The 13993-nt window shown below is 73.4% G+C and carries 14 protein-coding genes; 5 read left to right on the top strand and 9 right to left on the bottom strand.

The annotated features are described in order from the left end of the window. Positions 1 to 2 precede the first annotated feature (2 nt). Entirely contained in the window at positions 3 to 1451 is a 1449-nt protein-coding gene (locus OP04_RS49165; protein WP_051797106.1) for a diguanylate cyclase domain-containing protein, read from the top strand. Here OP04_RS49165 and OP04_RS05010 read toward each other — a convergent pair whose 3' ends face one another. Next, complete coding sequence (locus OP04_RS05010; RefSeq protein WP_033338281.1) at positions 1452 to 2240, bottom strand: Rossmann-fold NAD(P)-binding domain-containing protein; 789 nt, start codon at positions 2238 to 2240, stop codon at positions 1452 to 1454. After that, a complete protein-coding gene (locus OP04_RS05005) occupies positions 2237 to 3217 on the bottom strand; it encodes an NADP-dependent oxidoreductase (RefSeq protein ID WP_033338280.1) in 981 nt (326 codons plus the stop codon). The genes OP04_RS05010 and OP04_RS05005 overlap by 4 nt, the downstream gene beginning before the upstream one ends. Positions 3218 to 3287: 70 nt before the next feature. On the opposite strand from OP04_RS05005, the gene OP04_RS05000 reads away from it, so the two are divergent. Together OP04_RS05000 and OP04_RS04995 are read left to right on the top strand one after the other, a co-directional pair. Continuing rightward, positions 3288 to 4268 carry a GlxA family transcriptional regulator gene (locus tag OP04_RS05000; protein WP_033338279.1) on the top strand — a complete coding sequence of 327 codons (981 nt, stop codon included), beginning with the start codon at positions 3288 to 3290 and terminating at the stop codon, positions 4266 to 4268. A gap of 128 nt (positions 4269 to 4396) precedes the next feature. Continuing rightward, on the top strand, positions 4397 to 5437 hold the full coding sequence (locus tag OP04_RS04995) for an alpha/beta hydrolase family esterase (protein WP_051797105.1): 1041 nt from the start codon (positions 4397 to 4399) through the stop codon (positions 5435 to 5437). Here OP04_RS04995 and OP04_RS04990 read toward each other — a convergent pair. The 7 genes from OP04_RS04990 to OP04_RS04960 all read right to left on the bottom strand — a co-directional run bounded on the left by OP04_RS04990 (position 5387) and on the right by OP04_RS04960 (position 12230). After that, entirely contained in the window at positions 5387 to 5761 is a 375-nt protein-coding gene (locus tag OP04_RS04990) for a hypothetical protein (protein WP_033338278.1), read from the bottom strand. The genes OP04_RS04995 and OP04_RS04990 overlap by 51 nt on opposite strands. A 41-nt stretch (positions 5762 to 5802) precedes the next feature. After that, positions 5803 to 6300 (bottom strand): hypothetical protein, encoded by a 498-nt coding sequence (locus OP04_RS04985; protein WP_157239298.1) that lies wholly within the window; start codon positions 6298 to 6300, stop codon positions 5803 to 5805. A 53-nt stretch (positions 6301 to 6353) separates the two neighbouring features. After that, positions 6354 to 7193, bottom strand: coding sequence for an extracellular catalytic domain type 1 short-chain-length polyhydroxyalkanoate depolymerase (locus OP04_RS04980; protein ID WP_198153721.1), 840 nt, complete (start codon positions 7191 to 7193; stop codon positions 6354 to 6356). 23 nt (positions 7194 to 7216) lie between these two features. Further along, positions 7217 to 7654 carry an NUDIX domain-containing protein gene (locus OP04_RS04975; RefSeq protein WP_051797104.1) on the bottom strand — a complete coding sequence of 146 codons (438 nt, stop codon included), beginning with the start codon at positions 7652 to 7654 and terminating at the stop codon, positions 7217 to 7219. Between the two features lie 2 nt (positions 7655 to 7656). After that, positions 7657 to 8421 carry a dienelactone hydrolase family protein gene (locus OP04_RS04970; protein WP_232323480.1) on the bottom strand — a complete coding sequence of 255 codons (765 nt, stop codon included), beginning with the start codon at positions 8419 to 8421 and terminating at the stop codon, positions 7657 to 7659. 127 nt (positions 8422 to 8548) lie between these two features. Further along, entirely contained in the window at positions 8549 to 10477 is a 1929-nt protein-coding gene (locus OP04_RS04965; RefSeq protein WP_051797103.1) for a putative bifunctional diguanylate cyclase/phosphodiesterase, read from the bottom strand. 70 nt (positions 10478 to 10547) lie between these two features. Then, complete coding sequence (locus OP04_RS04960) at positions 10548 to 12230, bottom strand: sensor histidine kinase (RefSeq protein WP_033338275.1); 1683 nt, start codon at positions 12228 to 12230, stop codon at positions 10548 to 10550. Between the two features lie 180 nt (positions 12231 to 12410). Between OP04_RS04960 and OP04_RS04955 the strand changes: the two genes are divergently transcribed. Together OP04_RS04955 and OP04_RS04950 are read left to right on the top strand one after the other, a co-directional pair. Further along, a complete protein-coding gene (locus OP04_RS04955; RefSeq protein WP_033338274.1) occupies positions 12411 to 13082 on the top strand; it encodes a hypothetical protein in 672 nt (223 codons plus the stop codon). A 10-nt stretch (positions 13083 to 13092) separates the two neighbouring features. Continuing rightward, entirely contained in the window at positions 13093 to 13962 is an 870-nt protein-coding gene (locus OP04_RS04950; RefSeq protein ID WP_051797102.1) for a class F sortase, read from the top strand. Positions 13963 to 13993 lie beyond the last annotated feature (31 nt).

The raw sequence follows: 13993 nt of genomic DNA, 5'->3' as shown, positions 1-13993 counted from the left end.
CCATGAGCGACACGGCGCGCCTGAGGGCGCTGGTCGGGATCGCGCGGGCGGCGAACAGCGCGCTCGCCGACCCCGCACGGCTGGCCGCCGTCGTCGTCCAGGCCGCCACCATCGTCGCGGACAGCGCGTCGGTCTGGACCCAGTCCAGCACGCACCGCACGCTCAACCGGGTCGGCGCCACCCACCGGGACCCGGACGCGGACGCGGCGCTGCGCGAGATGCCGGGCAGCATCACGATCGGTGACTACGACGGCTTCGTCACCGCGGTCACGGACAGCGGCGTGGCGGCCGTGCTCGATCCGGCGGAGATCCGTACCCACCTGGATGCTCTTGATCCGGCGCTGGTCGCCGGTCTGTCCATCCTCGGGATCAGCGCGGTCTCGATCCAGCCGCTGCGCGCGGAAGGCCACCCGACCGGGATCCTGGTCGTCACCCGCGACGAGGGCGGCGACGCGTTCTCCGAGTCCGATCTCGCGTTCCTGCAGGCCGTCGCGGACATGGCGGCGAACAGTCTGTCCACGGTCGACCTGCTCAACGGCTCCGCGGTCGCGTTCGAGGAGATGCGCGCGCAGGCCGAGATCGTCAACCAGGTCTCCGACGTGATCGTCTCCTGGGACGCCGACGGCCGCATCGTCACCTGGAACACCGCGGCCGAGGGCGTCTACTACTACAGCCTCGCGGACGCGGTCGGCTGCGACGCGCACGCGCTGCTGGACACGCGCTTCATCAGCGAGGACGGCGAGCCGCTGACGTTCGAGGACGTCATCCCGCTGATCCGCGACGCCGGCGTCTGGAACGGCGAGCTGCGCCAGCGCCGCGCGGACGGCGAGGAGGTGGAGATCCTCTGCTCGCTGACCGGCCTCCCGGAGCAGGCCGGCAACTCGTTCGCGGCGATCATGGTCAACCACGACGTGACCGAGCAGCGGCGCAAGGAACGGCTCGCGCTCAACGACGCGCTCACCGGGCTGCCGAACCGCCGCTTCCTCACCCACCACCTGGCCCAGACGCTGAAGCGCTGGCGTCCCGGCACCGCGCCCATGGGCGTCTACTTCCTGGACCTGGACGGGTTCAAGAAGGTCAACGACACCATGGGCCACGACGCCGGGGACGAGGTGCTGCGCGTCACCGCGGCCCGGCTGACCGAGGTGCTGCGCGGCGGCGACGTCGTGGCCCGGCTCGGCGGCGACGAGTTCGTGGTCGTCTGCCACGCGGTCGGCGACCGCGCGTCCGCCCGCGCCGTGGCCGACCGCCTGATCGAGAGCTGCGGCGTGCCGATCGCGGTCGGCGGCGACGAGGACGCCCGCGTGGTGCCCAGCATCGGCATCGCCATGGTCGACGACGAGTCCGCGCCGCCGGAGGGCCAGGAGTTCGAGGCCGACGAGGTGCTGAAACTCGCGGACGGCGCCATGTACGAGGCGAAGCGCGGCAAGGGCGGCCCGGTCTTCGCGTGACTAGTGGCTCTCCCACCAGTCCCGGAACGTGCGGGCCGGGCGACCGGTGACGGTCCGTACCGTGTCCGTGATCCGGGCCTGGCTGCCGGTGGCGATGATCCGGTCCAGCGCGGCCATCCGGTCCGCGCTCGGCGAGAACTCGGACAGGTACGCCACCAGCTCCTCCGCCGTGACGTCCTTCGCCGGCACGCCCATGATCGCGGCGACCTCGGCGTAGGTCAGCGCCTCCGGGCCGGTCAGCACCAGGTCTGCGTTCGGCGCGGTCGCGGACGTGAGCAGGGCCGCCGCCACGTCCGCGATGTCGCCCGCGTCGATCAGCGCGACGCGGGCGCCGTCCGTCGAGGTGAGCAGCGTGCCGCCCTCCCGGACACTCAGCGCGTGCGAGTGCGCGGGGGTGACCACGTTCTGCATGAACCAGGTGGGCCGCAGCACGGCCCACTCCGCGAAGCGGTTCCCGAGCAGCTCACGCACCGGGGCCGGGTCCGCGGGTGACGAGCTGAGCAACACCGCCCGCTGTACGCCCGCGCGCGACGCCGCGTCCAGGAACGGCGCCAGGTCCGCGCCGCCGGGCGGCGGCACCAGGTAGGCCGCGGTGCTCCCGCCGCTCCCGCTGATTCCGGTGCTCTCGGCCCTGCCGTTGAGCGTGGCCGGGAACGTCTCCGGGCGGGTCCAGTCGAAGCCGGTCGCACGCCGGGACACCGCGGTCACCGCGTGGCCCCGGTCGCGCAGCAGCGCGGCCACCCGGCTGCCGGTCGTGCCGAGCGCGGCCGTGACCAGCACGTGCGTCACGCCCGGTCCTCGGCGACGCGCAGCACGACCTTGCCGCGGGTGTGGCCCTCCGCGGCCACGCGCTGTGCCTCGCCGGCCTCGGCCAGCGCGAACTCGGCCGCGACCTCGACCTTCACCGCGCCCTCGTCGATCAGCGTGGCGATCCGGGCCAGCGCCGAGCCGTCCGGCTCGACCAGGAACGCGCTGGTGCGCACGCCCGCGGCGTCGGCGGCCGCGGCCAGCTCCGGCGAGACACCGGACGGCACCGCGATCAGCAGCCCGCCGGGCCGGAGCGTCTCGATCGCCCGGGTGCCGGTGCTGTCGTACGCGTCGCCGACCAGCTCAAGGACCACGTCGACGTCGCTGACCTCCTTCTCGAACCGGCCGGCGGTGTAGTCGACGACCTCGTCCGCGCCCAGGTCGCGCAGCCACTGCTGGTTGCGCGGGCCGGCGACCGCGATCACGTGGGCGCCCAGGTGCTTGGCGAACTGCACCGCGAAGTGCCCCACACCGCCGGCGGCCGCCGTGATCAGCACGCGCTGTCCGCCGCGCACGGCCGCGGTGTCGACCAGCGTCTGCCACGCGGTCAGCGCGGCCAGCGGCACGGCGGCGGCCTGCGCGAACGTGGCCGTGGCCGGCTTGCGGGTGAACTGCCGGGCCGGGGCGGTGACGTACTCGGCGTACGCCCCGGCCTGGCGCGGGAACCACGGCATGCCGTAGACCTCGTCGCCCGGTACCAGCGTGGTCACGCCGAAGCCGACCTCCTCCACCACGCCGGCCACGTCCCAGCCGAGGATGAAGGGCGGCGCGCCGAACACGTGTGCCATGCCGATGCCCTCGCGGGTCTTCCAGTCGGCCGGGTTGGTGCCGGCCGCGTACACCCGGACGAGCACCTCGGTGGGCAACGGGGCCGGGCGTGCGACGCGCTCCACGGTCAGGACCTCCGGGCCGCCGAAGGAGTGCTGGCGGACCGCGTTCATCAGGTTGTTCTCGCTCATGGGACAAGTCTGGATTTCATGATCGGCCGTCAACAGCGGCACGAATGACAATGAGCGTAATATTCGTGCCATGCCTCATCGTGTTGCCGTACTCGCCCTCGACGGCGTCATGCCCTTCGATCTCGGCATCCCCACCCGCGTGCTGAGCGAGGCGTGGGACGCGGACGGCGCGCCGCACTACGAGATCGTCATCTGCTCGCTGGACGGGGCGCCGGTGCGTACCAACGCGGGCTTCTCGATCTCCGTCGATCACGACCGGAGCGCGCTGGCCGGGGCGGACACGGTCGTCATCGCCACCCAGGAGCCGTCCGCCGCGATGCTGGCCAACGGCTCGGCCGACCCGCTGGTGGTCGAGGTGCTGCGGTCGCTGCCCCCGTCGACGCGCGTGGTGAGCACCTGCACGTCCGCGTTCGTGCTGGCCGCGGCCGGGCTGCTGGACGGGCGCGCCGCGACCACGCACTGGACACTGACCGACCGGTTCGCCGCGCTGTTCCCGTCCGTCGAGGTCCGGCCGGACGTGCTCTTCGTCGACGCGGGCCGCGTGCTGACCTCGGCGGGCGCGGCCGCGGGCATCGACCTGTTCGTGCACATCGTCCGGTCCGACCACGGCGCGGCCGTCGCCAACGACGCGGCCCGGCGCTGCGTGGTGGCACCGTGGCGGGACGGCGGGCAGGCGCAGTTCATCGCGCACCCGACGCCGCCGGAGTCGTCGCTGGGGACCGGGCCGACGCGGGCCTGGGCGCTCGGGCGGCTGCATCTGCCGCTGACGCTGGCGGAACTGGCCTCGCACGCGGCGATGGGCAAGCGCACGTTCAGCCGCCGGTTCGTGGCGGAGGTCGGGGTGACGCCGCTGCAGTGGCTGATCGCGCAGCGCGTCGACCGGGCCCGCACACTGCTGGAGAGCAGCGACCTGCCGGTGGAACGCATCGCGACCGAGGCCGGCTTCGGCAGCGCCACGCTGCTCCGCCAGCACATGCACGCGATCATGGGCATCACGCCCCAGCACTACCGCCGCACCTTCCAGGCCCCGGACGCGGTCCCGGCGCCATAGGGCCCCGGCCACCGGGCGATCCGGCGAACGGGACCGGCACCCCGATCAGGGATTCACGCTTGTTGATCTCATGCCCGGACATCGGTAATATCCACCCCGATCACTGTCAAGACGCCCATGAGGAGCCGATGGTGCCGGAACGCCCCGCTCGCAAGGCAGCGCTCGCCCTCCTCGCCGCCGCCACGTGCGTCGCCGCCATGGCATCGCCGGCGTCCGCGGCCGGGCGAGAGGCGGCCTGCACCAGGCCGGAGCCGACCGGTGACCTCACCGTCGACGTCGCGTTCGAGGGACGGACATATCCGGTGCTGGTGCACGTCCCGCCGGCTCTCCCCCGTACCGGCCGGGTGCCCCTGGTCCTGAATCTGCACGGCAGCAGCGGCAACGGACCCGGCCAGATGGACTACAGCGGCCTGCGGGTCGTGGCCGGTGAGGGTGGCTTCATCGTGGCGGCGCCCAGCGGCGCGATCGAGTTGCCGCAGAACCCGATGCCGCCCGCCGGCAGCTGGGCGTGGAACGTGCCGGGCGTGCCCACGACCGCCGGCCAGCTGCCGCCGCCGGACGCGCGGGACGACGTCGCCTACCTCGGTCACGTGATCGACGAGCTCGCCGCGCGCCTGTGCACCGACACGCGGCGCACCTACGCCACCGGGCACTCCGGCGGCGCGCGGATGTCGTCGGCGCTCGCCTGCCGTCTCTCCGGCCGGATCGCGGCGATCGCGGCCGGCGCCGGGCTGCGTGCCGGCCGCCCGGACCCGGACGACGTGAGCGTGCCGGAGCTGCAGGACTGCCTGCCGGAGCGGCCCGTGCCGGTCCTCGCCTGGCACGGGCAGCAGGACACGGTCAATCCGTACCCGGGCAACGGGGACCTGCGCTGGGGTTACGCCGTGCCGGTCGCGGCACAGTCCTGGGCGCGGCTCAACGGCTGCCGCAGCGGCCCGGAGGCCACCACGGTCACCGCGCACGTGACCCGGCTGACGTACACCGGCTGCCGGCAGGGCGCCGACGTCGTGCTCTACCGGATCAGCAACGGCGCGCACGTCTGGCCCGGCGTGACCGAGCCCGGCACCGAGATCGACGCCTCCCGGATCCTCTGGGACTTCTTCGCCCGGTTCCGCCGATCAGCGGAACCCGCCCATCAGCCTGCGGAAGAACCCGCCCTCCGGCGGTAGTGCCGGCCCGCGCAGCGGCGGCGACGACACCCGCCGCGCGATCGGCCGGTCGTAGTCCGTGTGCGCGATCGCGTCGACGGCCTGCTCCGGCGTGAAGTGCTCGGAGCCGTCGATGACCGGCACGAACCCGACCAGCATGCCGTTGCGCAGCACCTGCGCCTCGAGGCCGGCGGTGCCGTCCGTGTCCCAGACCGCCTCGCGGCCGTCGGGCAGGTTGATGCGGATGCCGTACTGCGTCTGGCCGGCGCGGGCGAGCTGCAGGTGCGCCGGCACACCGAGGGCCCGGAGCTGGTCGACCGCCCATCGTGCTCTGTGTTCGTCCACCTCCCGGACCGTAACGCGACCCGCTGAGAGAAAACTGAGTCCTACGTGGCCCGTACGTACGCGGTCACGGCCGACCCGTCGCTGAGCGCATGGACGAGCGCGTCGATGTGGTGGTCGGGCGCGGGGGCGGCGGTATACAGCACGAGACCGCCCTGGGCATCGATGGTCCAGCCGAGCGCGGCGGCCCGCCCGTCGACGGCCCAGTCCGGGAGCACGAGGGGCGCGTCCTGCTCGGCCAGCCTGTTCAGGCCGAGGAACCGGTCCATGCACGATTCGTTGCCGTTTACCTGCAGGTACAGGTCGTGGGACGGCCCCGGGACCGCGTAGCCGAGGTCGTGCGTGAGGCAGTCCGGGACGACCAGGTGCGAGCGGGCGAGCGCGCCGGTCAGCGAGATCGTGCCGCGGTCCGCGGGGTAGGCGCGCGCGTCGCGGCCCGGACCGGACGCCCGGGACACCGCGATCAGGATCGCGACGATCAGCGTGACGACCACCGCGACCGTGATCAGCGCGGTGGTGCGCTCGTGCAGGCGTACCCCCATGATCTTCATAGTGCCGCATCCGGTGGGCGGGTGTGGTGCACGACGTGTGCAGATCAGGTGGAGGAGAAGAACGCCCACAGCTCCGCGGTGGCGTCCAGCGCGTCCGACGGCGGGTCCAGGTCGAGCAGACGTTCCGCGGCGGGCTTGGCGGCGGAGCCGGGCCACTGGTGCCCGGCGCCGGCCACGGTGATCATCTCGACGCGGCGGCCGGACGCGCACGCGGCCCGGGACCGGGTCACCACACCGGTGACCGCGACGGACGGCGCCGCGCAGGCGTCGACGGCCTGCCACCGCGCGTGCAGCGCCGGGATCGGCGGGCCCTCGATGCGTACCCACTCGCTGTCACGTTTGCTCCGGCCGCCGTCGTACGGCACGCTGCGGTCCGCGTCGCCGTGGATGTGCAGCACGGAGATCGGGTCCGGCGCGGGGCAATCGCCGACCTGGGTGCCCGCGACCGGCCCGATCGCCGCGAACACGCCGTGGGTGTCGCAGGCCAGCCGGTAGGCGAGCATGCCGCCGTTGGAGATTCCGGTCGCGAAAACACGGGACGAGTCCACGCCCGGCACGTCCGCGACCAGCGCGGTGATGAACGCGACGTCGTCGACGCCGTCCCGGGCGGGCGGGCCGCAGCAGTGGTCGCTGACGTGCCAGGCCCGGTTGAGGCCGTCCGGGTAGGCGACGATCACGCCTTCCCGGTCGGCGAGCGAGTCCCACCCGTACGTCTCCTGCGCCTGCCGCCCGGACCCCGCGCCGCCGTGCAGCATGACGACGAGCGGAGCCGGCCCGTCCGGCAGCGAGGCCGGCCGGTACAGCCGGTACGTACGGTCACCGATCGTGTGTTCCGTCGTGGTGCTCGTCGCCGCCGGGCCGCCACACCCGGCGACGAGGAGCACGGCCAGAACGGCAAGAACCCTGCTCAGCGGTCCCACGGCAGCCCCAGCCGCGGGAAGACCCGGGAGAGCACCGCGTCGTAGTGGTCCGCCCAGCGCACGCCGGGCAGGTCCGCGATCGGGGTGAACTCCATGGCCGCGCCCTCGTTGCACTGCACCTGGTCCTGGGCGACGGTGGTGTGACCGAGGTAGATCGCGTACTCGGTGAGCGTGCCGGGGTCGCGCACGGACGGGGCCGTGCCGTTCCAGACCAGCTGCAGGTCGCCGTCCGCGCGCAGGCCGGTCTCCTCCTCCAGCTCGCGCGCGGCCGCCTCGATCAGCGTCTCGCCGGGCTCGACCGCACCGCCGGGAAGGCACCAGCGGTGCGGCGCGACCGGCGTGTTGCCGTCCCGTAGCTGCAACAGGACACGGTCGTGCGGGTCGCACAGCACCACGCCGGCGACGGTCAGGGAGATCTCGCTCATGGTCACGAGCGTACGAGCGCGACCTCGTCCAGGAAGTCCCGGAAGCGTGCCCAGCTGCGGATGTCGGCCTTCTCCCGGTACGCCGGGGTCTCCGGCAGCGTGAACGCGTGCGGCGCGCCCGCGTAGCTGACGATCTCGAAGTCGACGTCCGCGTCGCGCAGCTCGGACTGGAACGCCACCACGTCCGCGTCCGGGACGACCGGGTCGGCCGCGCCGGTCAGCACCAGGATCGGCGCGGTGATCGCGGCCGCGTCGCTCGGCTCCTGTGTGATCAGCCCGCCGTGGAACGACACGACGCCGGCCAGGTCCGCGCCGGTGCGGGCGAACTCGAGCGCGGCCGAGCCGCCGAAGCAGTAGCCGATGACGACGATCCGGGACGCGTCGACGCGCGGGTCGGCCGCGAGCACGTCGTAGGCGGCCCGGACACGCGCGCGCAGCAGCGGCAGGTCGCCGTAGTACTTCATGGCCTCGGCCTGGCAGTCCGCCATCTCGGTCGGCCGGATGCCCGCGCCGTAGAGGTCCGCCGCGAACGCGACGTAGCCGAGCCGGGCGATCATGTGGGCGCGCAGCCGCGTGTACTCCTGCGGCCCGGTCCAGTCGTGCAGCACCAGCACGGCCGGGCGCGGGCCGCTCACGGCCGCGTCGACGGTCAGGAAACCCTCCAGCGCGACGCCGTCGTGGTCGTAGGCGACGGTCTCGTCCGCCAGCTCCCCGGAGAACGGCACGGTCCGGAGCAGCGCGTCATGCTTCGCAGAAAAGTTGATCACTCAACTACTCTAGGCACACCGGAAGAGCGCGGGAACCAGGACCCGTTGTTCCCGCTCCCCGGGTGGTCACCTTCCGCGCGCTCCCGCGGCCGGCGGATCCGCGGGTGGTCACCACGAGCCACACCGATCAGGCCGTGGCCAGCCCGAGATCCGCGCCGGAGCCCGCGGGGTGGGTGCGCAGCCACTCCGACAGCGGCCCCGGCATCGCGATGCCGTACCCCTGCGCGTAGTCGACGCCGATCTCCTGCAGCCGCGCGAGCGTGGCCTGGTCCTCGACGAACTCCGCGACCGTGGACAGGCCCATCTGGTGCCCGAGGTCGTTGATCGTGCGGGTCATCACGCGGTCCAGCTCGTCGTGGACCAGGTTCTTGATGAACGCGCCGTCGATCTTGAGGAAGTCGACCGGCAGGTTCTTCAGGTACGTGAACGAGGACAGCCCGGTGCCGAAGTCGTCCAGCGCGAACCGGAACCCGAGGTTGCGCAGCTGGGAGATGAACTCCGCGGCCGCGCGCAGGTCCGTGATCGCCACCGACTCGGTGATCTCGAAGCAGATCAGCTCCGCCGGGATGCCGGAGATGGCCAGCTGCGCCTGCACGTAGTCGATGAACTCGGCGTCGCCGATCGACGGCCCGGACAGGTTGATCGACCAGTGGTCGCCGATCTTGCCGTCCGGGACCACGGCCGCATAGCCCTGGTAGTGCGCGGCCAGCACCTCGAACGCGTGCGCGACCACCCAGCGGTCCACGGCCGGCAGCAGGTCGTACCGCTCCGCCGCGGGCAGGAACAGGCCGGGCGGGATGATCTTGCCTTCCTCCGTGCGCATGCGCAGCAGCAGCTCACCGAACTGGTAGTCACCGTCCTGCACGCGGGCCCCGGGCACGCGCGCGATCGGCTGGTAGAACAGCTCGAACCGGTCGTCGCGCAGCGCGGTGACCAGGCGCCCGGCCCAGTCCATCTCCTCCTGGTGCTTGGCCAGCGCCGCGTTGTCCGCCCGGTACACCTCGACCCGGTCCCGGCCGCGCTCCTTCGCGGTGTAGCAGGCCGCCTCCGCCGCGATGATCAGCTCCTCCGGCCCGACCGCGAGCGGCGTCACCGGCACCACGCCGATGCTGGCGGTCAGCGCGACCGCCTGGCCGTCGACCTGGAACGCGAGGTCCGCGACGCCGCGCCGCATCCGCTCCGCGACCGTCACGCCGCCCTCGTCCGCGGTGGCCGGGATCAGCAGCCCGAACCGGTCGCCGCGCAGCCGCGCCACGATCGCGTCGTCGCCGGCCAGCTCCGTGATCAGCTCCGCGACCCGGCGCAGCAGCTCGTCGCCCTGCGTGTGCCGCCCGGCCTCGCTGATCAGCCGGAAGCGGTCCAGGTTCACCATGCACAGCGCGTACGGCGCGGAGCCGGACGCCACGATCGCGTCCGCCAGCCGGCGGTCGAACCCGGCACGGTTGAGCAACCCGGTGAGCGCGTCGTGGCTGGCCTGGTGCGCCAGCTCGTCCGCCGCGGCCTTGCTCATGTCCTGCGCGGACTCGGTCATCCGCCAGTTCGCGATCGCGGCGACCGCGGCCCCGGCGATGAACAGCGCATGGATCGCGGCCCACTTGATCGGCTCGGTCCTGGCGGCGTCGTGCGCGTAGACGTCGTGCGGCGCGAACACGCCCACGACCGCGTGCTCGACCAGGACGAACGCGGTGGCCAGCAGGAACGTGACCCACTCCTGGTAGAGCACGATCACGAAGAGCATGACGAAGAAGTGGAAGTGTGCCTCGGTCTGCCCGCCGGCCAGCCCGACCAGCACCGCGGACGAGCCCATCAGCCCGAGCGTGGTGATCGACGCCCGCCACCGCCGGGACAGCCCGCGATATCCGCCCAGCGCCACGGCCACGACCAGCGGGAACACGATGACGAGCGCGTCCGCCGCGTCCCGGCCGCGCATCACGCCGAAGACGTAGAGCGCGACCGCGTGCAACCCGAGCACCCACAGGATCACGCGATGGCGCCGCTCCCAGGCCTCCCCGGGGAGCGGCCGCCCCTGCGGCAGGACGGACCTGATGGCCCGCACCCAAGCTCTCAGCACGTCTTCCCTATCGGTCGCTCCGGACACCACCTGAGATCCAGAACACCACAAACCATCAGGGGGTACGGGCCGGAAGCGTGAACACGATCGTCGTGCCGCCGCCCGGCGTCTCCTCCGCCCGGATCCGCCCGCCGTGCCGCTGCACGATCCGCAGACAGGTGGAGAGCCCGATGCCGTGCCCGGTCGCCTTCGCCGGGTCGACCATGGCGAACATGTCGAACACCCGCTCGCGGTGCGCGGCCGGGATGCCGATGCCGTTGTCCGCGACCCGGACCAGCACGCCCTCGCCGGTCTCCTCGCCGCTGACCTCGATCAGCGGCGGCCGCTCCGGGCAGCGGTACTTGATCGCGTTGCCGACCAGGTTCTGCAGCAGCTGGCGGGCCAGCGTGGGGTCGCAGTCGACGTGCGGGAGCGCGCCCACGGGGCGTACCGTCGCCTGATTTTCCTTGATCGTGGTACGCAGGTCGACCATGGCCTGGCCGAGCACCTCCGCGAGATCGGTGGGCCGGCGGACCGTGGGCGCGTGCCCGGCGCGCGCGTAGGTCAGCAGCGACTGGATCAGCGCCTGCATCCGCACCACCGAGCGCGCGGCCGTGCCCACCCAGCCTCGGGCCTGCTCGTCCAGCTGCGCGCCGTAGAGGTCCGCGAGCAGCTCGAGGTAGCCGGCGACCACGGCCAGCGGCGACGCGAGATCGTGGCCGGCGACCGCGGCGAAGTTCGTCAGCTCCGTGTTGGAGCGCTCCAGCTCCGCGACCGTGGCGTTCAGCGCGGCGTGCGCGGCCTCCATCTCGGCGCGGTGCGCGCGGTCCGCGGACACGTCCGTCATCGCCACCACCGCGCCCAGCGGGATGCCGTCCGCGGCCTCGATCCGGCGGCCGGTCACCGACACGCGCCGCGCCGGGCGGTCCGGCGGCTGGATCACGATCTCCGCGTGGTCGACCGCGCCGTCGCGCAGCGCCCGCAGTGCCGGAATGTTCTCCAGGGTCAGCGGCGTCTCGCCGTCCGTCTCGTAGAGCGCGTACGACGCGGACAGCTCGTCCGGGCCGAGCGAGCCGTCCGCGTCCGTGCCGTGCCACTCGCGGGCCGCGCGGTTGAACAGCGCCAGCCGCCCGAACGGGTCCACGGCCACGATCGCCACGTCCACGCTGTCCAGCACCGCATCCAGCAGCTGCTGTCGCGACTCGGCCTCGCGAAGCGCCCGCTGGGCCACCGCGCGCGCCGACTCCGCCTCCGCGGCCAGGTCCGTGCGGATCCGGGCCTCGCGGCGGCGCGCGAACAGCGCCAGGATCACCCGGGCGAGGTCCTGCAGGCGGTCGATCTGCGCGCCGGTCAGCGTGCCCGGCGCGTCGTCGAAGACGCAGAGCGTGCCGAGCGCGTGCCCCTCCGGCGTGACCAGCGGGACGGAGGCGTAGAAGCGCACGCCGGCCAGCCGCCCGGTCACCCACGGGTTGTCCCGGTAGACCGGGTCCTCGCCGGCATCCGGCACCACGACCGTTCTGCCTTCGAGGAGGCGGATCGCGCACATGGAGTCCGTGCGCGCGGAGTCGCCGCCGTCGAAGCCGGTCGTGGTCAGCTGGCACTGCCGGTTCTCGTCGATCAGGTTGAGCGTGGCGTTCGGCACGCCCGCGACCAGCGCGGCGACGCGCACGACGGCCTCCAGCTCGTCGTCCGCGGGCGCGTCGAGCAGGCCGTACTCGTGCAGCGCGGCCAGCCGCGACCGCTCGTCGTGCTCGCTCATGCGTGTTTCTTCGGCAGCGTGCTCATCGATCTGAGCGGGCGGGACGCGAACAGGCTTTCGGTGAAGACGTGACCGATTCGTGTCGGCTGCTGGACACCATGCGTCACCGTGTGCTGGGACCATTGCGCGGTTCCACAAGCGACCTTTCTGTTCCGCCGACTTTTGCGAAGAGGCATCGGCATGTCCGACTACACACCCCCGCCGACGAATCCCCCGCCGGCGAGCCCGCCACCGACCCCGCCGCCCAGCACCCCGCCACCGGCGTACGGCGCGGCCGGCGGCGGCCGGCGCCGGACCACCTGGATCACCGTCGTGGGCGTGATTCTGCTGCTCCTGCTGTTGCTGCTCCTGCTGGCGTTCTGCCGCGGCGGCGACGGCGACCCGGTGGCGTACCCGTCCGGTTCCCCCTCGCCGGGCACCACGGCCACCGCCACGGCGACGCCCGGGACGCCGGGCGGCTCCGGCACGCCCGGCACCACGACCGGCCCGCCGGCCACGCCGACGCCGACCTCGACCGTGCCCGGCGGCTACCCGACCACGTCCGGCCAGCCGTCACCGCCGGTCACCCCGACCGGCACCGGCTCTCCGACGGGCGGGCCGACCGGCGAGCCCACCGGTGGGCCGACCGGCACGCCGACCCCGGGTCCGACCGGGAACCCCACGGGCGGGCCGGCCACCACGCCCGGTCCCGGCGGCACCACCGGCGCGCCGTACCCGAACGGCGGCCCGGACACCGGCGTCGGCCCGCAGGGCGGCAACGGCCTGAACGGCACGCTGATGGCAGGATTGGCGCTGCTGGCGGCCGCGGGTGTCGCCACCGTCGCCGCGGTCCGGCGCCGGCCGCGCGCCTGAACGGAACTAGATGAGCAATGAGGTACGGGCACGGCTGCGACCCCACATCGCGGTGGTCGCGGCCGTGCTCGCACTCGCCGGCACCGTGCTGACCGTCCAGGGTGCCCGCCAGGAGGCCGCGGCCGGCACGGCCGAGTCCGCCCGCGTGCACGCCACCGGCTTCCCGGAGCTGGAGACCGACGAGCACCGGTCGGGCGGCGCCGACCCGGCCTCGCCCGGTGATGGGGAGCCCGCATCGCCGCCCGGTGCGGAACCGTCCTATCCGCGTGGCGAGGGATGGCTGCTCCCGGCCCCGACCACGTCCGACGAGACCGGCGCGATCGTCCCCGCGCCGCCCGCGACCGGCGCGCGCATGGGTGGCGGCGCTCCACGCTGGACCCCGCTCCCCCGCAGCGTCCCGGCAACGCTGGAGATCCCCGCGATCGGCGTCCGCTCGTCGCTGCTGTCGCTGGGCCTGCGCCCGGACGGCACGGTCGAGGTCCCGCCGCTGACCGGCACCGCGGACGCCGGCTGGTACCGCCACTCCGTCACGCCCGGCGAGACCGGCCCGGCCGTGATCCTCGGCCACGTCGACTCCGTCGAGACCGGGCGGGGCGTCTTCTACCGGCTGACCGACCTGACCCGCGGCGCGGAGATCCTGGTCACCCGCGAGGACGGCGTCACGGTCGTATTCACGGTCACGAGTCTGCGCCGCTACCCCAAGGCGGAGTTCCCCACGGAGCGCGTCTACGGCCCCACCGACGCCCCCACGATCCGGCTCGCGACCTGCGGCGGAGCCTACGACCAGATCTCCCGCACGTACGTGGACAACGTCGTCGTCTACGCGACCGCCGCGCCCGCCACCGCCACCCCGGAGGCCGGTGACCGCCCCGATCACTGACAGGGGCGGTGTGGGTTTTCTCAGCGACCAA

It is taken from the genome of Catenuloplanes japonicus, from assembly GCF_000717135.1.
In the GTDB taxonomy this organism is placed as follows: domain Bacteria; phylum Actinomycetota; class Actinomycetes; order Mycobacteriales; family Micromonosporaceae; genus Catenuloplanes; species Catenuloplanes japonicus.
Note: the sequence above shows the minus strand (reverse complement) of the source record. Positions and strands in the feature narration are given on the sequence as shown.

Coding starts and splice junctions, on each gene's coding strand:
- OP04_RS49165 (WP_051797106.1), top strand. CDS start 3: ATGAGCGACACGGCGCGCCTGAGGGCGCTGGTCGGGATCGCGCGGGCG.
- OP04_RS05005 (WP_033338280.1), bottom strand. CDS start 3,217: ATGAGCGAGAACAACCTGATGAACGCGGTCCGCCAGCACTCCTTCGGC.
- OP04_RS05000 (WP_033338279.1), top strand. CDS start 3,288: ATGCCTCATCGTGTTGCCGTACTCGCCCTCGACGGCGTCATGCCCTTC.
- OP04_RS04995 (WP_051797105.1), top strand. CDS start 4,397: ATGGTGCCGGAACGCCCCGCTCGCAAGGCAGCGCTCGCCCTCCTCGCC.
- OP04_RS04985 (WP_157239298.1), bottom strand. CDS start 6,300: ATGGGGGTACGCCTGCACGAGCGCACCACCGCGCTGATCACGGTCGCG.
- OP04_RS04975 (WP_051797104.1), bottom strand. CDS start 7,654: ATGAGCGAGATCTCCCTGACCGTCGCCGGCGTGGTGCTGTGCGACCCG.
- OP04_RS04960 (WP_033338275.1), bottom strand. CDS start 12,230: ATGAGCGAGCACGACGAGCGGTCGCGGCTGGCCGCGCTGCACGAGTAC.
- OP04_RS04955 (WP_033338274.1), top strand. CDS start 12,411: ATGTCCGACTACACACCCCCGCCGACGAATCCCCCGCCGGCGAGCCCG.
- OP04_RS04950 (WP_051797102.1), top strand. CDS start 13,093: ATGAGCAATGAGGTACGGGCACGGCTGCGACCCCACATCGCGGTGGTC.